Source organism: Shewanella vaxholmensis, assembly GCF_031932135.1.
GTDB lineage: Bacteria > Pseudomonadota > Gammaproteobacteria > Enterobacterales > Shewanellaceae > Shewanella > Shewanella hafniensis.
The window spans coordinates 94,881-113,664 of sequence record NZ_JAUOEV010000015.1; the positions used below are offsets into that span (position 1 = coordinate 94,881).

Annotated in this window: 18 protein-coding genes; 9 read left to right on the top strand and 9 right to left on the bottom strand. The window is 47.7% G+C overall.

Annotated elements, in window-relative coordinates:
• Nucleotides 1-263 precede the first annotated feature (263 nt).
• The 5 genes from ilvG to Q4Q46_RS13900 all read left to right on the top strand — a co-directional run bounded on the left by ilvG (nucleotide 264) and on the right by Q4Q46_RS13900 (nucleotide 7,052).
• Nucleotides 264-1,937 (top strand): acetolactate synthase 2 catalytic subunit, encoded by a 1,674-nt coding sequence (ilvG, locus tag Q4Q46_RS13880; RefSeq protein WP_311906246.1) that lies wholly within the window; start codon nucleotides 264-266, stop codon nucleotides 1,935-1,937.
• Nucleotides 1,934-2,191 carry an acetolactate synthase 2 small subunit gene (ilvM, locus tag Q4Q46_RS13885; RefSeq protein ID WP_006083459.1) on the top strand — a complete coding sequence of 86 codons (258 nt, stop codon included), beginning with the start codon at nucleotides 1,934-1,936 and terminating at the stop codon, nucleotides 2,189-2,191. The genes ilvG and ilvM overlap by 4 nt, the downstream gene beginning before the upstream one ends.
• Nucleotides 2,192-2,248: 57 nt before the next feature.
• Complete coding sequence (gene ilvD / locus Q4Q46_RS13890) at nucleotides 2,249-4,108, top strand: dihydroxy-acid dehydratase (RefSeq protein WP_311906247.1); 1,860 nt, start codon at nucleotides 2,249-2,251, stop codon at nucleotides 4,106-4,108.
• A gap of 17 nt (nucleotides 4,109-4,125) precedes the next feature.
• Nucleotides 4,126-5,727, top strand: a complete 1,602-nt coding sequence (gene ilvA / locus Q4Q46_RS13895; protein WP_311906259.1) for a threonine ammonia-lyase, biosynthetic — start codon at nucleotides 4,126-4,128, stop codon at nucleotides 5,725-5,727.
• A 191-nt stretch (nucleotides 5,728-5,918) separates the two neighbouring features.
• A complete protein-coding gene (locus Q4Q46_RS13900) occupies nucleotides 5,919-7,052 on the top strand; it encodes a pyridoxal-phosphate-dependent aminotransferase family protein (RefSeq protein WP_311906260.1) in 1,134 nt (377 codons plus the stop codon).
• Between the two features lie 12 nt (nucleotides 7,053-7,064).
• Here the strand turns inward: Q4Q46_RS13900 and Q4Q46_RS13905 are convergent, their stop codons facing one another.
• Nucleotides 7,065-7,190, bottom strand: coding sequence for a hypothetical protein (locus Q4Q46_RS13905; RefSeq protein WP_311906248.1), 126 nt, complete (start codon nucleotides 7,188-7,190; stop codon nucleotides 7,065-7,067).
• A 152-nt stretch (nucleotides 7,191-7,342) separates the two neighbouring features.
• Between Q4Q46_RS13905 and Q4Q46_RS13910 the strand changes: the two genes are divergently transcribed.
• Nucleotides 7,343-8,332, top strand: a complete 990-nt coding sequence (locus tag Q4Q46_RS13910) for a DUF4062 domain-containing protein (RefSeq protein ID WP_311906249.1) — start codon at nucleotides 7,343-7,345, stop codon at nucleotides 8,330-8,332.
• A 555-nt stretch (nucleotides 8,333-8,887) separates the two neighbouring features.
• On the top strand, nucleotides 8,888-9,751 hold the full coding sequence (locus tag Q4Q46_RS13915) for a Tim44 domain-containing protein (protein ID WP_311906250.1): 864 nt from the start codon (nucleotides 8,888-8,890) through the stop codon (nucleotides 9,749-9,751).
• 86 nt (nucleotides 9,752-9,837) lie between these two features.
• On the opposite strand, the gene Q4Q46_RS13920 is transcribed toward Q4Q46_RS13915, so the two are convergent.
• On the bottom strand, nucleotides 9,838-11,202 hold the full coding sequence (locus Q4Q46_RS13920; protein ID WP_311906251.1) for a sodium-dependent transporter: 1,365 nt from the start codon (nucleotides 11,200-11,202) through the stop codon (nucleotides 9,838-9,840).
• Nucleotides 11,203-11,570: 368 nt separating this feature from the next.
• Entirely contained in the window at nucleotides 11,571-12,071 is a 501-nt protein-coding gene (locus Q4Q46_RS13925) for an Lrp/AsnC family transcriptional regulator (protein ID WP_006083449.1), read from the bottom strand.
• A gap of 192 nt (nucleotides 12,072-12,263) precedes the next feature.
• On the opposite strand from Q4Q46_RS13925, the gene Q4Q46_RS13930 reads away from it, so the two are divergent.
• Entirely contained in the window at nucleotides 12,264-12,989 is a 726-nt protein-coding gene (locus tag Q4Q46_RS13930) for a substrate-binding periplasmic protein (RefSeq protein ID WP_311906252.1), read from the top strand.
• A gap of 53 nt (nucleotides 12,990-13,042) precedes the next feature.
• Here the strand turns inward: Q4Q46_RS13930 and Q4Q46_RS13935 are convergent, their stop codons facing one another.
• From Q4Q46_RS13935 to Q4Q46_RS13945, 3 genes are all read right to left on the bottom strand, one after another.
• Nucleotides 13,043-13,825: a phosphatase PAP2 family protein gene (locus tag Q4Q46_RS13935; protein WP_311906261.1), complete on the bottom strand. Its 783-nt coding sequence runs from the start codon at nucleotides 13,823-13,825 to the stop codon at nucleotides 13,043-13,045.
• Nucleotides 13,826-13,947: 122 nt separating this feature from the next.
• Nucleotides 13,948-15,426: a cell envelope integrity protein CreD gene (gene creD / locus Q4Q46_RS13940; protein ID WP_311906253.1), complete on the bottom strand. Its 1,479-nt coding sequence runs from the start codon at nucleotides 15,424-15,426 to the stop codon at nucleotides 13,948-13,950.
• Nucleotides 15,427-15,602: 176 nt separating this feature from the next.
• Nucleotides 15,603-16,133 (bottom strand): hypothetical protein, encoded by a 531-nt coding sequence (locus Q4Q46_RS13945; RefSeq protein WP_311899564.1) that lies wholly within the window; start codon nucleotides 16,131-16,133, stop codon nucleotides 15,603-15,605.
• Between the two features lie 245 nt (nucleotides 16,134-16,378).
• Here Q4Q46_RS13945 and Q4Q46_RS13950 point away from each other — a divergent pair, with 245 nt between their 5' ends.
• Entirely contained in the window at nucleotides 16,379-17,551 is a 1,173-nt protein-coding gene (locus tag Q4Q46_RS13950; RefSeq protein WP_311899565.1) for a winged helix-turn-helix domain-containing protein, read from the top strand.
• On the opposite strand, the gene Q4Q46_RS13955 is transcribed toward Q4Q46_RS13950, so the two are convergent.
• The 3 genes from Q4Q46_RS13955 to ubiK form a co-directional block, all read right to left on the bottom strand.
• Nucleotides 17,548-17,895: a hypothetical protein gene (locus tag Q4Q46_RS13955; protein ID WP_259483709.1), complete on the bottom strand. Its 348-nt coding sequence runs from the start codon at nucleotides 17,893-17,895 to the stop codon at nucleotides 17,548-17,550. The genes Q4Q46_RS13950 and Q4Q46_RS13955 overlap by 4 nt on opposite strands.
• Before the next feature lie 70 nt (nucleotides 17,896-17,965).
• Entirely contained in the window at nucleotides 17,966-18,310 is a 345-nt protein-coding gene (locus Q4Q46_RS13960) for a hypothetical protein (RefSeq protein ID WP_259483696.1), read from the bottom strand.
• A gap of 96 nt (nucleotides 18,311-18,406) precedes the next feature.
• Nucleotides 18,407-18,661: a ubiquinone biosynthesis accessory factor UbiK gene (gene ubiK / locus Q4Q46_RS13965; RefSeq protein WP_006083441.1), complete on the bottom strand. Its 255-nt coding sequence runs from the start codon at nucleotides 18,659-18,661 to the stop codon at nucleotides 18,407-18,409.
• Nucleotides 18,662-18,784 lie beyond the last annotated feature (123 nt).

The following is an 18,784-nucleotide window of genomic DNA, read 5'->3' on the forward strand; positions in this document are numbered from 1 at the left end:
CCGATTAGGAATCCATATTGATGTTTAACCAAGCTGCCAAGCTCATTCTCGTGATTATTACCGTCGTGATTATTAAATCACAGCGGGGGCGGCGCATGGCGAACTGATAGACCTAAAAGGTTAGAAGTTTCGAAAGAACCCCCCGCTCCGAAAGGACCGGGGGGTTCTTCGTTTTAGGGTCTAGAGCAAGGTCCTAAGCTTCGAAAGAGTAAAAAATTAGCGTCGATTTTCGGCAATTCAGGACTAACGTAGCGAGAGAGAATATGGAACCAGGGCAGATGATCAGAGGCGCAGATGCGGTAATCAAAGTGTTAGCAGCACATGGAGTCACCACAGTGTTTGGTTACCCAGGTGGTGCCATTATGCCAATCTACGATGCCCTCTATGGCAGCCCTGTCGAACATCTGCTCAGCCGTCACGAACAAGGCGCCGCCTTTGCCGCCGTAGGATACGCAAGAGCCAGCGGTAAAACTGGCGTGTGCTTTGCGACCTCAGGTCCTGGCGCGACTAACCTGATCACTTCCTTAGCCGACGCGCTGTTAGATTCAGTGCCTATGGTGGCCATTACGGGCCAAGTCTCCACCGCCGTTATCGGCACCGATGCCTTCCAAGAAATCGATGTGTTGGGCATGTCACTGAGCTGCACTAAGCACAGTTTTATGGTGACAGACGTCAACGACCTGATCCCAACCTTGTATCAAGCTTTTGAGATCGCCGCATCTGGTCGCCCTGGCCCTGTGCTGGTCGATATCCCGAAGGACATTCAAATCGCTCATCTAGAATACCGCACCCCTTTACTGGCCGTGATGAATGAACCCCAAGCCGAGATGAATGATATCGACGCCGCCCGTGCACTGTTGGCTGAGGCGAAACAACCTATGTTGTATGTCGGCGGTGGTGTCGGCATGGCGGGCGCGGTCGATCAACTGCGTGAGTTTATCAAAGTGACGGGCATACCTTCGGTCGCGACCTTGAAAGGGCTAGGCAGTATCGCCCACGGCACGCCCGGTTACTTAGGCATGTTAGGCATGCATGGTGGTAAGGCGGCTAATTTAGCGGTACAGGATTGCGATTTGCTGATCGTGGTGGGTGCCCGTTTCGACGACCGAGTCACTGGCCGTTTAGCGAGCTTTGCCGACAAGGCCAAAGTGATCCATTTAGATATCGACGCCGCCGAACTGGGCAAACTGCGTATGCCAGAGGTGGCGATAGCCGGTGACTTACGCCAAATCTTACCCGCCTTAGCCATGCCGATGAACATCACGCCTTGGCAGACCGAGGTGGAGCATTTATCCCGTAAGCATCAATGGGATTATCAACACCCCGGCAGTTTGATCTACGCCCCCGCACTGCTGCGCCGTTTAGCCAATAAATTACCCGAAGACAATGTTGTTTGTTGCGATGTGGGCCAGCACCAAATGTGGGTGGCCCAGCATATGTGGTTCCGCCGCCCTGAAGATCATCTGTCCAGTGCTGGCTTAGGCACTATGGGCTTTGGTTTGCCCGCCGCCATTGGTGCGCAAGTGGCGCGTCCAGATGCCACTGTAGTGACTGTGTCTGGCGATGGGTCTTTTATGATGAATGTGCAGGAGTTGACCACTATCAAACGCCGCAAGCTGCCAGTGAAAATCGTGCTGGTTGATAACCAAAAGCTTGGAATGGTGAAGCAGTGGCAGCAGCTATTTTTTGAAGAACGCTACAGCGAAACGGATTTATCCGATAACCCAGATTTTGTTTTATTGGCCTCCGCCTTTGATATCCCCGGCCGCACGATTTTCTCTTCCGACGAAGTGGAAGAAGCCTTAACCGAAATGTTAGCGGCTAAGGGCCCGTATTTATTACACGTTGCAATCGACGATGCTTTTAACGTTTGGCCACTGGTGCCGCCCGGCGCATCAAACAGCGATATGATGGACGAAATGGAGAAACAAACATGATCCACTCTCTGGAATTAACGGTTCAACAACGCCCCGAAGTGCTTGAGCGTGTTTTGCGCGTGACTCGCCATCGTGGCTTTACGATTACCCAAATGCAGATGCGCATGAACGACGATGCGAGCCTGTCGCTGGATATGGAGGTCGATAGCGAGCGTGCCATCGAGCTCTTAAGTAATCAGCTGAATAAACTGATTGATGTGACTCAATGTAAGGTATTGTTACCACTGAGCTTGCAACAAACGGCGAATGCGTAAGCATTCGCCATGTGAATTAAGAATACGATTTTCGATTTGAGATAAAGGATACAGTCAATGCCAAAGTTACGATCAGCTACCAGTACCGAAGGCCGCAATATGGCGGGTGCCCGTGCGTTATGGCGCGCCACAGGGGTGAAAGACAATGATTTTGGTAAGCCAATTATCGCTATTGCTAACTCCTTTACTCAGTTTGTACCGGGCCATGTGCATTTAAAAGATATGGGTTCACTCGTCGCGAGCGCCATTGAAGAAGCGGGCGGTATCGCCAAAGAATTCAATACGATCGCCGTCGATGACGGTATCGCCATGGGCCACGGCGGCATGCTTTACAGTCTGCCATCGCGTGAACTTATCGCCGACAGTGTGGAATACATGGTTAACGCCCACTGCGCCGATGCGTTAGTGTGTATATCCAACTGCGACAAGATCACCCCCGGCATGTTGATGGCAGCGCTGCGCCTCAATATTCCCGTCGTATTTGTCTCTGGCGGACCGATGGAAGCGGGTAAAACTAAGCTGTCTGATAAGCTCATCAAACTCGATTTAGTCGATGCTATGGTAGCCGGCGCCGACTCGAACGTGAGCGATGAAGACAGTGCCAAAATTGAGCGTAGCGCGTGCCCAACCTGTGGCTCTTGCTCTGGCATGTTTACCGCGAACTCAATGAACTGTTTAACCGAAGCTCTAGGATTATCGCTGCCGGGTAACGGCTCTATGCTGGCAACCCACGCCGATCGCCGCGAGCTGTTTTTAGAAGCGGGTCGCCGCGTGATGGCGCTGGCAAAACGTTATTATCATCAAGATGATGAATCGGCATTGCCACGTAATATCGCGAACTTCAAAGCCTTCGAAAATGCTATGACCTTAGATATCGCCATGGGCGGTTCATCTAATACCGTATTGCATTTATTGGCCGCCGCGCAGGAGGCCGATGTTGATTTTACCATGGCGGATATCGACCGTATGTCGCGCCTAGTGCCGCACCTTTGTAAGGTTGCGCCATCGACGCCTAAATACCATATGGAAGACGTGCACCGTGCGGGCGGCGTGATGGGGATTTTAGGCGAACTCGACAGAGCCGGATTACTGCATACCGATGTGTTCCATGTGGCGGCCGATGAGGGTGGCAATTTAAAGTCGGTATTGGCCCAGTACGATGTGATGCAGACGCAGGATGAAAAAGTAAAACACTTCTTTATGGCGGGGCCTGCGGGCATTCCGACCACCAAAGCCTTTAGCCAAGATTGTCGCTGGCCATCACTGGATAACGACAGACAAGAAGGTTGTATCCGTAGCCGCGAGTTTGCCTTTAGCCAAGAAGGTGGGCTTGCCGTATTGTCGGGTAATGTGGCCGAAAACGGCTGTATCGTTAAAACGGCGGGCGTGGATGAATCGAATCTGACCTTTGTTGGCTCGGCGCGCGTCTATGAAAGCCAAGATGACGCAGTGGCGGGCATTTTAGGCGGTGAAGTGGTGGCGGGTGATGTGGTGGTTATCCGCTACGAAGGCCCGAAAGGTGGCCCGGGTATGCAAGAAATGTTGTACCCAACCAGTTACTTAAAATCACGCGGTTTAGGCAAGGCCTGTGCGCTGATCACCGACGGTCGTTTCTCCGGTGGCACTTCAGGTTTATCTATCGGCCACGTTTCACCCGAAGCGGCAGCGGGCGGCACGATCGCCTTGATTGAAAATGGCGATCGCATCGAAATTGATATTCCAGCGCGCAGCATCAAGCTGGCAGTAAGCGATGTTGAACTCAATGCTCGCCGCGAAAAAATGCACAGTCTTGGCCCAATGGCGTGGAAACCTATTGGTCGCCAGCGTTATGTGTCACTCGCACTTAAGGCCTACGCCATGCTCGCTACTAGTGCCGACAAGGGCGCGGTGCGCGATCGCAGTAAACTGGAGGACTAATTATGTTTACTGCATCTATGTTGCCACTCTCATCGCAAACTCAGGCGGATTTAGTCCATTTTCAGTTGGCACAAAGCTATCTGCAAAAAATCCTGTTGTCATCTGTGTATGACATAGCGAAAGTGACGCCGCTTTCCAGCATGAACAAGTTATCGGCGCGTTTAGGTTGTCAGGTATTTTTGAAGCGCGAAGATATGCAGCCAGTGCATTCCTTCAAGTTACGCGGTGCCTATAACCGTATCGCCCAGCTGACGAAAGAAGAATGTCAGCGCGGCGTGGTGTGCGCTTCGGCAGGCAATCATGCCCAAGGTGTGGCGATGTCGGCCGCGAGTCGCGGTGTGGATGCTGTGATTGTGATGCCTGAGACGACACCCGATATTAAAGTCGATGCGGTGCGCCGTTTAGGTGGCAACGTGGTATTGCACGGCCAAGCCTTCGATCAAGCCAATGGTTTTGCGATGGCGATGGCCAAAGAAGAGGGCCGAGTCTATATTGCGCCCTTCGACGATGAGGCCGTGATTGCAGGCCAAGGCACTATCGCCCAAGAGATGTTGCAGCAGCAGCGCGATCTCGAAGTGGTATTTGTACCCGTAGGCGGTGGCGGGCTTATCGCGGGGATCGCAGCCTATTACAAGGCGGTGATGCCGCAGGTGAAAATTGTCGGTGTCGAGCCCGAAGACGCGGCCTGTTTAAAGGCGGCGATGGAAGCGGGCGAGCCGGTGACACTGGCGCAAGTTGGTTTATTTGCCGACGGTGTGGCGGTAAAGCGTATCGGCACTGAGCCATTTCGAGTCGCCAAACTCTATGTCGATGAAGTAGTGACTGTCACTTCGGATGAAATCTGCGCTGCGGTGAAAGATATCTTCGAAGACACCCGTGCGATCGCCGAACCCGCAGGGGCCTTGTCCTTAGCTGGGCTTAAAAAATATGTCAGCGCTAATGCCAATGGTGATTGCGGCAATGGTGAAAAGGTCGCAGCGATTTTAAGTGGCGCTAATGTGAATTTTCACAGTCTGCGTTATGTGTCTGAACGTTGTGAGCTTGGCGAGCAAAAAGAAGCGGTACTGGCGGTGAAAGTCCCTGAGCGTCCGGGAAGTTTCTTAACATTCTGTGAGTTGCTCGATAAGCGGGTGATGACAGAGTTTAACTATCGTTTCAGCAGTCGTGATCTTGCCGTGGTGTTTGCCGGCATTCGCTTAAGCCGAGGCCAAGGTGAGCTAGAACAAATCATTGCCACCTTAGAGGCTAATGGTTTTGAAGTTCAGGATTTATCCGGCGATGAAACCGCGAAATTGCATGTGCGTTACATGGTCGGCGGTCATCCACCTGAGCCTTTAGAGGAGCGTTTATTTAGCTTCGAATTCCCCGAACATCCCGGTGCGCTGCTGAAGTTTTTAACTACCTTGCAGAGCAAATGGAACATTAGCTTGTTCCATTATCGCAACCACGGCGCGGCTTTTGGCCGAGTGCTGGCGGGGTTTGAAGTGCCCGCGAGTGATGCCTTGCCGTTCCAACAGTTTTTAACTGAGTTGGGTTTTGTCTATCAAGAGGAAACCCAAAGTCCTGCCTATCAGCTGTTTTTAAATGCGGCTAACGTAAACAATAAGATACAGTCATAACGGCCATTAGTATTAAAGCCAGTTTTGTGACAACTTAGGCTAAAGGAGGGGCGCACATGCGCCCTTTTTTGTGGTAGTTTTGTAGACTTAATACTCTAGCCGTTTATGCACTTGTAAAAGTTAGCTTGCTTTGCTGACCAGTATTAGCTCATAAGAACGAGACTTCGACCTGCACGCATTAAGGAGACATGATGTTACCAGCACCGCGTTTTACCGCTTTTAATCCTCCTCGCCGTATTTTGATGGGCCCAGGCCCGTCGGATGTTTATCCCGAAGTGCTTGCGGCGCAGTCCAGACCGACAATTGGCCACTTAGATCCGCTGTTTGTGGGCATGATGGATGAGCTTAAGAGCCTGATCCAATACGCCTTCCAAACTAAAAACGAAATGACTATGGCAGTATCCGCGCCGGGTAGTGCGGGCATGGAAACCTGTTTCGTAAACTTAGTCGAGCCGGGTGAGAAGGTGATTGTCTGTCGTAATGGTGTGTTTGGCGAGCGTATGCGCCAAAACGTCGAGCGTGTTGGCGCCATTGCAGTGCTGGTGGACAATGAGTGGGGCGCACCTGTCGACCCTGCTGCGGTTGAAGCGGCACTGAAAGCCAATCCCGATGCCAAGTTTTTAGCCTTTGTGCACGCAGAAACCTCTACTGGTGCCTTATCCGATGCCAAAACCTTGTGCGCATTAGCCAAAAGCTATGGTTGCTTGAGCATAGTCGATGCCGTGACTTCCCTTGGTGGTGTCGAGTTAAGAGTTGATGAGTGGGGCATAGATGCCATTTATTCCGGCAGTCAAAAGTGTCTCTCCTGTGTACCAGGTTTATCGCCCGTGTCTTTCTCGAGCGCAGCGGTAGAGAAACTGAAAAATCGCAAAACCCCAGTGCAAAGTTGGTTCCTCGATCAAAGTCTAGTGATGGCCTATTGGACCAGCGCGGGCGGCAAACGCAGTTATCATCACACTGCGCCAGTGAACGCGCTTTATGCACTGCATGAATCCCTGCGTATGTTGGCGGCCGAAGGTTTAGAAAATGCGTGGAAACGCCATCACGAAATGCATTTAGTGCTGCGTGCTGGGCTGGAAAAGTTAGGGCTTAATTTTGTGGTTGCCGAAGATTATCGCCTACCGCAGCTCAATACGGTTTATATCTCCGCAGGTGTGGATGATGCCGCTGTGCGCACTCGTTTGCTGAAGGATTACAACCTCGAAATCGGCGCAGGCCTTGGCGCCCTTGCGGGTAAAGCATGGCGCATCGGTCTGATGGGCTTTGGTGCCCGCCGTGAGAATGTCTCTTTATGCCTCAAGGCATTAGAAGAGGTCTTGAGCTAAGCTACTGCACCGTCATTCCCGCAGTGCTTTGAGCGGGGATCCTAAAGTGTGCTTAAGCACTGTCATTCCAGTGACACGCCATGAACTCATCCCTGAGGGCTCGACGGCGGCCTCCATGCCGCCAACGGTCACCTCCATGACAGTGCTTAATCCCGTTAAGCCCTTGGTATACCTGATAGTCTGTTATTTACAATTATGCATCCCGAGAATTTAACAATGGCTCGTTAAACTTTAATCATTGTAATGGGTGAAATAGTTTTCTCTTATGGTCTTAATATAAGGAATTTTATATGGAAAAACGTTATCAAGTATTTGTCAGTTCGACATTTCTAGACTTAGAGAATGAACGTGAAATAGCAGTTCAAACTTTGATGAAAATGAATTGTATTCCATCAGGGATGGAGTTATTTCCTGCAGCGGATATAGAACAGTTTGAATTTATAAAAACAGTAATTAATGATTGTGATTACTATCTTTTAATTATAGGTGGTAAATATGGGAGTATGACTGATGAAGGTATTAGTTATACTGAAAAAGAGTACGATCACGCAATTGAAAATGGAATTAAAGTTATTGCTTTTCTTCATAAGACTCCAGAAATATTGCCAGTGAAAAACTCAGAGGTAAGTCAAGAAACTATTGAGAAACTGAAAAACTTTAGAGAAAAGGTTTCTAAAGGAAGACTTGTTAATTTTTGGGAAAACAAGGATCAATTAGCTGGAATGATAGCTTTAGGGATAATAAGCTTAATTAGAATGTACCCTGCTATTGGATGGGTCAGAGCGGATAAAACATCAACATTCGAATCGTTAGAGGAAAATAACTCTTTACGGAAAAAGAACAGTGAATTAGAGGTGCAAATAGTTAAGCTTAAAGAGCTTACTTCGAATTCTAATAGTCAGGGGGGATTAGCAGGATTAGATGCAAGTATAGAGGTAACTATACTAAGTGATAATGAAATAATTGTTACGAAACAATTTATTGGCTGGTTAAGTATTTTAAAGTCGTTCACATCGATTGTTTTTGAACCAATAGCTGAATATCAGATAATGCAAGGGATTGCAGCATTATGCATACAGCAAGCTGATTCTTTAAATATCCCCACACACTTCTGGCTTTCTCCCAAGGATTTTAACATTATAAAAATTCAATTTTATGCATTAGGTTACATAGAGTTAGGTACTCAAATTGATCCTGATGATGGAGAGCGGTATTCAAATTGGATAGCTACAGATAAAGGAAAACGAGTCATTTTAGATCTAGTAGCTATTAAAGCATAATTAACCACTTTTAATATGGACTAAACTGAACTATGCGCATCAGATTTTATATCTATGTGTTTATATAAAAAATCAAAATAATTTTCTTTTTCCATCGGAAATATTGGACAGGCATAACTTTTATGCCTTAATAAGTTACCGATAACATCAGAGTCTAAGCAATACACCATCCTCTCGGAGTTGCCGCAGGGCGAATAGACAAATTGCGTGAGTTCGGTCATGGATGACCGACTAGCTTTCGCAGGTGCAGGGACGCATCCTTCGGAAGCGATAGCGAATTTGTCGATGAGCACAAGGGGTTTTCAACTCCGTTGGGGGCGTCATGGAGCATCCAAGGAGGATAGGACGAGCAGTCCTCCTTGGTCGGGTGTGGGGTGAAGCCCCACGACTTTGATTTAGATCTTGATTTAGAAGAACAAACGAAGTTTGGCTATCTCGTTTTCTAGACCATAGAAGGAAAGCCTAAACGGGCTGCTCTCCTCTTTTGCTAATTGACATATAATGTCATCCCGCTATTATGGCTGCACCTCAGATTACACGAACAAGATCTTATAAATGAAAAAGTTATTTATGATGCTGGCGATGATTTTTGCGGTTAGCTTAGTTACTAGCCCAGTCGTTGAAGCGAAAAAATTCGGCGGTAGTAAGTCTATCGGCAAAAGCCATCAAACGGCTCCGGCTCAGCCCGCGGCGACTAACACGCCCACGACTGCACCTGCGGGAGCGCCGGGCAAGAAGGGTATGATGGGCGGCATGTTAGGCGGTTTATTAGCGGGTGGCTTATTGGCTGCGCTGTTTATGGGCGGTGGTTTTGAAAATATTCAAATCATGGATATTTTGATAATCGGTTTGCTGGCATTCGTACTATTCAAAATTGTCCGTACTGTAATGGCCTCAAAAGCGGGGGCGCAGCAAAGACCAGCCTACGCGGGAGCTGGCCAACCCAATCCGAATATGCAGCGCCAACAGACTGAACAAACAGGTTTTGCCATCAATACAAACAGCGGCAGCAATGGTTTTGGTCAAGCGACAAGCGCAGTTCCTTTTGATTTGCCAGCCGGTTTTGATTTACCCGGCTTTTTGGAAGGTGCTCGTAGTCACTACAAAACCTTGCAATTGGCGTGGAATGAAAACGACTTAAGCAAAATCCAAGAGTATGTTTCGATTGATCTTTACAATGAACTTAGCAACCAACGCCGCGAGTTAGTTGGCGATCAGCACACAGAAGTGATGTTTTTGGATGCAGAACTTGTCCGCGCCACACACAATGCCAATCTTGCGGAAGTGAGCGTTAAATTTAGCGGCCGCTATCGTGATACCGTTGAAGGCGTAGAAGAGGACATTAAGGAAATCTGGCATTTAGAGCGTAACGTAACGCAAGCCAATTCACCTTGGTTGATCGTTGGTATCGAACAGTAATCTGCCCGTCTTCAAAAGCAGCCTTAATCTGTTAATAGCTAAATAAAAATCCCCGCATTAAGCGGGGATTTTTGCTTTTTAAAGGGTTACACAAATTGCCTGATGGCGATCGCGATAATCAGTACTGGGCACACATACTTCACGTATCTTGGCCAAATGCGCCAGAAGAGTCCTGTGGTATCGACACCCTCTTGTCCACGAATCGCCTTGAGTAATTGTGTTTGGCGCCAAATCCAACCTAAGTAAATCGCAATGCCGAGGGCGACCAGCGGCTGGGCGATTTGGGTGGTGAGCATAATAGTGAAGCTAAATAGCGTCTCAAAAAATACCGCCAGCAATAGGGATAATGAGGTCAGTAATAGGCCGATGATCAAGGTGGCGCGCTGGCGGCTGAGTTTGAATTTTTGCATCACATAGCTAGTCGGGACTTCGGCGATGGAAATGGCAGAAGTCAGGCCGGCGATGATCAGCAGAATAAAAAACACCACGCTAATGATGAGGTTGGCCGTGTCACCTAAGGTCGAAAATAATGCGGGTAAAACAGTAAACACCAGCGCATCTGAGTCGAGTAGTTTGCCCTCAGCATTAAAAATCTGCACGCCATTGTGCTGGGCCACATACATGGCTGGGATGATTAAAAAGGCGGCGAGAAAGGCGATGCCGCTATCGGTAAAGGCAACCCAGACGGTCAGCTTGGCGATATTCTCTTTTTGGCTCAAATAGCTGCCATAAACCATCATGGCACCTGTGCCTATGGTGAGGGAGAAGAAGGTTTGTCCGAGCGCGCTGATCAAGGTATCTGGCGCCAGTGCCTTAGCAAAGTTAGGCGTTAATAGTGCGGTAATGCCTTCGCTCGCACCATTAAGGGTGAAGATATACGCCACGCCCGCGATCAGCATGATCAACAATAACGGCATCAAGCGTTTCGACCATTTTTCTATGCCTTCTTGTACGCCTTGCAGCAAAACCAGAAACACGAGTGTGCTGAAGATCAGCGTGAACACCAGATTGCGCGACAGCGAGAAATCCACTAACCAAGCGGCGGTGTCGTTCGAGCCTAAAGCTGTGGCAATCGGGGCGATGGCGTAGCTGACAAACCAGCCAGAAAGAATGCTGTAGAAGGTATAGATTAATCCCGCGGTGACGATGGAAATCAAACCTATCGCCTTGCCTAAACTGCGAGTTAGGGTGTTGAAGCCGAGTTTGCCCATGGCATCGGCGGGGTTGGTCTGTCCGTGGCGACCTATCATGAGTTCGGCCATTAACATGGGAATGCCTAGGATAAAAATCAGTACTAGGTAAACCAGTAAAAAGGCACCGCCGCCATGGGTGGCTGCTTGGGTGGGGAATCCCCAGATGTTACCTACACCAACGGCGCTACCGGCTGCCGCCATGATAAAACCTAAGCGTGAGCTGAAGTGGTTAGTCGAACTTGTATTGGCCGATTGCATTGTGCCTCCCGTAAAAAGAAGGCGTATCTTAGGCGGATAAATAAGAAGTTCAACGCAATTTTAGTGCGTTAAAGTGATGTTAATCGGCAATTTATATTCCAAATTTGCTGATATTTTGGTGTTGTGTTTCGCCAGTGGACTTTATGCGAGACTATATTGCGAGTAGCTATTACTCGCGACCTAACTTTAGCGAATAATTGCGATGATAAAAATGCAATGAATTGTGATCTTATGGTCAAAAAATACCGTATGGCAGAAGCTTAGTGGGTATTTTGATGCTATGACTTTACTTGAACCACGATTGTGACTGGATAAGTCTGAGTCATGTCGCAGCACTTTGTGTTTGAACTCCGTATCTTTTACATAGCCTATGGTTGAATGGTGATATGGCTTAAGGGAATGGCTGTGTGGTCTTTGACCTTTTTCAACACAAAGCTGGAATGCACACCTGCGATATGCACATTGGTCGTGAGTTTATCTAACAGGAAAGTGCGAAAGTGCGCCATATCTTGCACTAACACTTTGAGTTGGTAGTCGGCTTCAGAACCTGTGATCAGCGCGCATTCTTGGACTTCTTCATAGGCCAGTACATTGGCTTCAAATTGATTGAGGATTGCAGGCGTGTGTTTTTCCATCCGCACATGGATATACGCAGTCAAATGCAGGTTGAACTTATCCGCCGACAGACGCGTTGCATAATCGGCAATATAACCCGCTTCTTCTAAGGCTTTAACACGGCGCGAGCAAGGGGACGGCGACAGGCCGACTTTATTGGCCAGTTCGAGGTTGGACAATCTGCCGTGGGTTTGCAGTAAACGCAAAATGGTTAAATCGAGTTGATCGAGTTTGTATGGGTGAGTTTCTGTCATCGAAAGCTTAGGGTTGGCAGGGTCTGCCCCTAGTTTGCCAGTCTTAGCCAAGTTTGCCAAAAATCTTGAGTCAATCGGGATTTAAAAGTTGGGAGAGTGATCACCCTTACTTACAGTGGGTGAGGGGCGCGCTGTCTGGATCTCCCACCATTTACCGCTATAGTTATAATACTAATAAGAGTGAGACACTGTATGCGCTTGAGTTTGCTGTTAATCTGCCTATTAATCTTACCGACGTATGCATTTCCTGCCTCGATAACCATTGGTAGTGCGTTAAATCGCCCACCCTATATTATCGAAGATGCCGAATCAGGACTTGAGATTGATATTATTAAGGCCGCCTTTAAGGAAATGGGCCAGTCAGTTAACTTTAAATTTTACTCTCGTAAGCGCCAAGTCTTATATTTCAACAAAGACAGATTAGATGCCGTGATGACCATGAACCCAGTAAATGGCGTCGATGGCTATTGGTCCAATGATTATGTCGACTATACCAATGTGGCAATTAGCTTGGCTGCGCAACACCTTGAAATAAAAAGTATTGCCGATCTAAAAAATTACAGTATTGCGGCCTTTGAAAATGCTCGCCTATTGCTCGGTACTGAATTTAATGCCGTAGCGCAACAGACGATTTATCGCGAAGTCGATACTCAACTAAGCCAGAATCGTATGTTGTACTTAGGTCGGATTAATACTGTGATTGCCGACCGTTATATTTTCACTCAATTGAATCGGTTTGTTGAACCCAATATCGACACCCAGCAAGCATTGAGCTACCACTTTATTTTCCCGCCGACATCCTATCGCATGGTATTCCACAACTCAGTGGCGCGGGATACTTTTAATCAAGGGCTGGCAAAAATTAAGGCAAATGGGATTTATCAGGCCTTAGTGGTCAAATACTTAGGCAGTGCTTAGCAAGGCCTAAGTATTTGAGTGAAAGGCTGAATCGAGATGATCAACTACAGAGGTTAGCGTTCTGGCTCGTTCACGAGCGTTTGCGTGAGTGGGCGTATTTTACTGACTAAGAACACGCTCAAGCTGCTGATGAAGGCGGCTAAAAAGGTCGAAAACAACACATCTTGTGGCCAATGCATCCCTAACAGCATGCGGCTTAATCCCATCAAAAATCCCCAACCCAATAATACCAATGCAACGCTAGGTAAGCCTGCGAGCAGCAGATAGTAACTGGCGGTGAGCACCAGTGTCACAGCAAAAATGGTATGCCCAGAAGGGAATGAGTAGCCGATTTCATTTTCCCAATGCTGGTGAATGCGCGAGTCGAGCCTCATCTCAGGGTCTGCCACTTTTAAGCCATCGAGCGCATTGGATATTGTCTCGGAGCGCCCCTGTTTATCCAATTGATAAAAGGCATCGAGTGAAAGTTGTTCATCCGTAGGCAGTGCTTGCTTAGCCAAAAAGACCAGATTAGGTCTGGGCTCTTTGAAATAGGATTTGAGCGTATGGCTCACACTTAAGCTGATGACTTGGCTGAGACTAATGGCTAAAAACAAACTCATAAAGAGGGCTTTAGGCATAAGACGATAGGCGATAGCCAGCACAAACAACACAGTGGCCACGCCATAGGGCGCTGTGCCCGTCATGGTAATCCAATATAAGGTTCGGGCTAAGTGAGAGTGCAGATCGATCAGTGGAAACAACTGATTTTGGGTCAGTAACAGTAAGCTTGGAATGCTTGCCAGCAATAACCAGGCTAAACCTAAACGGCGGAAAAGATAGGCGCTATGGGTCAAAATACAAGCCTCTTGATAAACGCCATAGGCTACAACGCGGCAATGGCTTTGCCAATAAAAAAATCCCGACAGCAAAAAGTGGCGCTGTCGGGGGTCTTCAAGGGTGGATCGGTTGGGCGCTGTTACGCCGTGTTCTTGGGTTGATGCCTTGTGACAAACATCAAAATCAGTAGGACAACTAACAGTAATCCTGTGCCCATCAGCAGGGCGTAATCTTCCAGTTGCAGTATCGAGTAAAGCACGGCATATAAACTCACCAGCATAATGCCCACTATCGCACCGCGCTTGATACTTGCCGTGGCGCTGCCGACATAGGCGGATACCGATAGCACAGGAATACAGGCGGCAATTAAATAGGCATGCAAGAAGGCTAAATGCTCAGATAGCGACAGCAGGAGCAAATAGAACAAGGCCATGGCGCTGCCGACTAACACATATTGAATCGTACTAAGACTGGTTTTTTGCCCCAGCTCAAAAATAAATAACATGATAAAAGTCAGTACGATAAACAGTAGGCCGTATTTCACTGAGCGTTCAATCTTGCCGTAGTGAGTTACGGGCTCGAACAGAATCGCATTGGCCGACACTTCGGTCAGGGTCGATTGATTACTCTTAATAAACTCCTGTGGGTAGTTACGGGTTAAGTGACTGATATTCCAACTTGCGGTAAAACCCTGTGCGTTAATATCACGTTCTGCGGGTAATAATCCCTTGAAGCTCGGGTGTGGCCAATCCGCATGAATATTAAGCAGGGTTTGTTCGCCCAGTGGTAAGGCACTAATCGACTGCGAGCCGCGCAGTGTCATCGCAAAGTCCACACTAAAGTCACTCGCTTCACCGACTTGTACACCTTGGTTGAAGCCTTTTTCTAAGCCGCCAGTGGTGCCTAAACCTGTACCCGACATCAGCGAGCCTGACAGCGTGACCGCATCACCCGTTAATTCAAGTTTATCCACTTTATCAATGGCTTGATTTGATGAGACACCAAAGGCGAGACGCGCATTTTTATTGTCAAAGGCAATGAGGTTGGGGATTTCATAATGACTTAAACTGAAATCTGCTTTGCCTTGCAAAGTGGCGTTATAAACTAAGGATTGATAAATGCCGCGGGTACGGAAATCATGCTTAAGATCTAAATCTAGTTTGAGTTTTTTCGGCAGTATGACCAATTCATCTTGATAGGTACGCTTTACTTGATGGCGATTTTTGCCATCGGCGCTGACTTCTTCCTGCATCACAAAATAGCTATAGGGAATGACAAGCACAGGTCCTGAGAGCGTTTGTTGCTCGCCCCATGAACGGCCAATTTCATCGACAACACTGTGGTACAGGGCTTCGCGATCTGAGGTCATGTCCATGATGATCCCTAATGGGATCAAAGCTAAGATCGACAGTATGCCTATGGTTAACGCTTTCAATAGGGTGGTGTTTTTGGCGAGTGGTGTCCCTTTGCTGTGTGAGGACTGTGCCTGTGGCGATTCCATGTCTATTCCTTGATCTCGATTGAATTTTTTTAGCAGTGCGCGTACGACTAAGTAGGCTGCACCACCAAATAAGGCCAAACTAAGTAGGGTGAATACCCAGAAAATAATACTGAACATTGGATTTCATTCCCTATGAAATACGACCGAGACTTCACCGCTAAGATTGTGCTGAGTTAGCTCGGTATCACGGCGGGTATTAAAACAGATTTCCCCGTAAGAGTTGCGGGCAAGTTGCTGATCAATAGTGGCAAAATTATGGCAATTACCGCTAAATCCATACACATTAATCACGTTTATAAATCTGAGAGTGGGGTGTCTTTGCCAAATCTGGGGTGTTTTTTCTCGTAGTCATCTTCTTTTCGAATATGCTTAAGCAGTGTTTCGAAGCTTTGCTTAAAGACGTCAAGTTCGGCGCAATAGACTACGGCATGGTGGGAAAACCAGTGCTGTTTTTCCCGCTCACGGTTACTGTAATCGGGCCAAATACGCAGCTCATACTCATCACCTATGACGACAATGACATAGGCGATGGCGCCATTGCTAAAGATGATGCATTGGGGCAGATAAACCAGCTCTTCACCTTTAAATAACTCATACCAGATTGCTTCGGTGCGCCAACTCACTATCGGTAGCGGCGCTTTGATAGAGCAACCAATGGAATGATGTTGATTGAACAATACGGCGTTAATGTCATCCATTGAAAAGGGCTGGTGATCGCCATTTTTAGCGGCAAGTGAATACAAAATATTCATTAAAAATGGCAGCTTAGTGCCATTGCCCGTTTTGCGGCCGCAGAGTTGTGCTTGGCGATAGTAGAGATTCATCATCAATCCTTAATGAGGCGTCAGCGCGCGGTCGGCGCTACCTTGAGCCGTGTAACTCACAAGGCTGTAAAGCGATAGCCGTTAAGTTATAAATGGCTTATGTTATCCGAATAGCGCGCTGCATGAGCTGGTTTGCGGTGTATTTTAGGGGCTCATTTGAAAGATACAAACTACATCAGCATTTTTTAGAATCTTAGTTTTGTCTGTTGGGCTTAGTGTTTGCAGGTTTTACCTTAGGAAACGAGATGTCTAATCCCTTTTCACCCCGCGAATGGCTGCAATTAACTATGCAGCAGCAAGGATTATTGCAGCCACAGACTTCGGTGGCTGAGACTATCTCGCGCCTCAGTTATGTGCAAATCGACTCGATTAATGTGGTAGAACGGGCGCATCACCATGTATTACATAGCCGTATGCCTGGATACCAGCCGAAGATGCTCGATTCGGCTTTAGCTAAGGGGGAGATCTTCGAGTATTGGTCCCATGCTGCGGCCTATTTACCGATTGCCGATTACCGGTTTAGTTTGCAACGTAAACAACAGTTGCAAAATGGCGGTAAGCATTGGTTTGAACCCGATGATAAAGTGATGCAGGAAGTGCGGGCGAGAATCCTTGCAGAAGGGCCGCTCAAGGCCAGTGATTTTGAACACAGTGAAGGTAAAAATGGTGCCTGGTGGGATTGGAAACCTGCGAAAAAAGCCCTAGAGCAGCTCTTTATGCGTGGTGAGTTGATGGTAGTGCGGCGGGAAAAATTCCAGAAGGTTTACGATCTCACTGCGCGGGTGTTACCCCAAGGTATTAATACTGAAGCACCAACAGAGGCTGAGTTTATCCGTTATCTGATTGATCGTTATCTCTATGCTCATGCCTTTGGCACAGCGGCGCAAATTGCCTATCTACGCAAAGGCTTAAAATCCGTTGTTGCCCAAGAGCTGGCAGAGATGCAGTCACGGGGGGTATTAGCCAGTTTTAAGGCGGCAGGGCAAAGCTACTTTTACCACCCTGCATTGCAGTTTAATGCGCCATTACCCAATAAAGTCTGGCTGCTTAATCCCTTCGATAATTTGTTAATCCAACGGCAACGGCTAAAGCAATGGTTTGATTTTGATTATCAAATTGAAGTCTATGTGCCCGCCGAAAAGCGTCGGTATGGTTATTATTCTTTAGCGATTCTGTGGCGCGACACTTTTGTCGGCCGCGTGGATGTGAAAGCCGATCGCCAAACGGGCATCTTGTTATTGCAGCAATTGACCTTAGAAGCGGGCGTGATGGTGAATGGCCTAGATGAGGATTTCTGTGCTGCATTTGATATCGCCGTCAGTGAATATGCCCGCTTTAACGGCTGCGATCGCTGGAAGTTAGTTAAAGCAAATCATAAAGGCCTTAAGCAGAAGTACGCACGGCAACAAAAGTGTTAGTCATCAGTCGCTTTAATTGGAATGTCCATAAAGCGAAAGCAACCATAGAGTAAAATGAGATACAGCAGTGGCAAGGCTGCGGTGACTAAGGGTGACGAGGCTGTGCTATCGCTTGCGATGCGATAGCAGGGAATATATATGGCAGGATAAGCTAGGCTGCCCCACAGAAAACACTGATTCATTAATCGAGTGATAAAAGCGGGTTTGATACTTGATTGACTGGCCAGTCCCATCAAACTGGCGAGGAGTACTCCGGGATAAGTGAGTAGCGGCAGGCCACCAAGCAGGAGTAATGTCCAGCGTATTAGGTTCTCAAAAGTCGTCAATTCCACTGCGGTTTCCATCACGCTTATCGTCTTCCCTCTGTTGATGCTTTACCTCAATTACGCAGGCTTGCTGGTCTATTTTGCGGGTCTATATTGAGCTACGATCCCGTTGCATTTTGAGCCAGAATCCCTGTTGGCAAAGGTTACTGAAGGATTTCTGCTGCGGTGAAATAACGATTCCGCTCGATGCTATCACCCGATAGTTTATCCAATAGTCTTCGCAAACACTGTCTGATGCCGCCTCAATCATGAGTTGATCTTGTTCGGTTTGCTGGCAGATCACCACGCCATTATCGAAGTGATACAGCGTTTCTACTTCATGAATATCGAGGTCGTTATCTTGATAGCTATGGCTTTTACTCGAATGGCTCACTATCGACACTAAGCTTGGATATCCATGAATCGCAAGAATATAGCTGGCGAGTTGCTGCATTGTTTCCCCAAGTGACGCACTGCTCGAAGCGTTAAAAACAAAAAAGCACAGCTGCGCTTTCGCTCACCGTGCTTTATTCAATATGCGTAACGTAAGTTAGCCCGCAGCGTTGAGCTTTTTTTCTAACTCATTGACTTGAGCTTGCAGCGCTTCTAACTTTTCGCGGGTTTTCAGTAGCACATGTTGCTGCACATCAAATTCTTCACGGGAAACCATATCCAACTTGAGTAATTGATTTTGCAGAACTTGCTTGCTGCGCTCTTCAAATTCACCGGCAAATTGCTTCAGACCGCTGGGCAAACTTTCGCTCAGCTGTTTCGCCATTTCTTCAATTTTCTTTGGATTGATCATTATCTTGTCCGCCTCTTCAATGAATAGCTCGATTGTAACTCAGTGCGTTAGGTTTCAAAAGTAAAGCTAACGCGCCATGGCTTTAGTGAGTCGTTGTTGAGGCTTAAATCACAGCCAAGCATG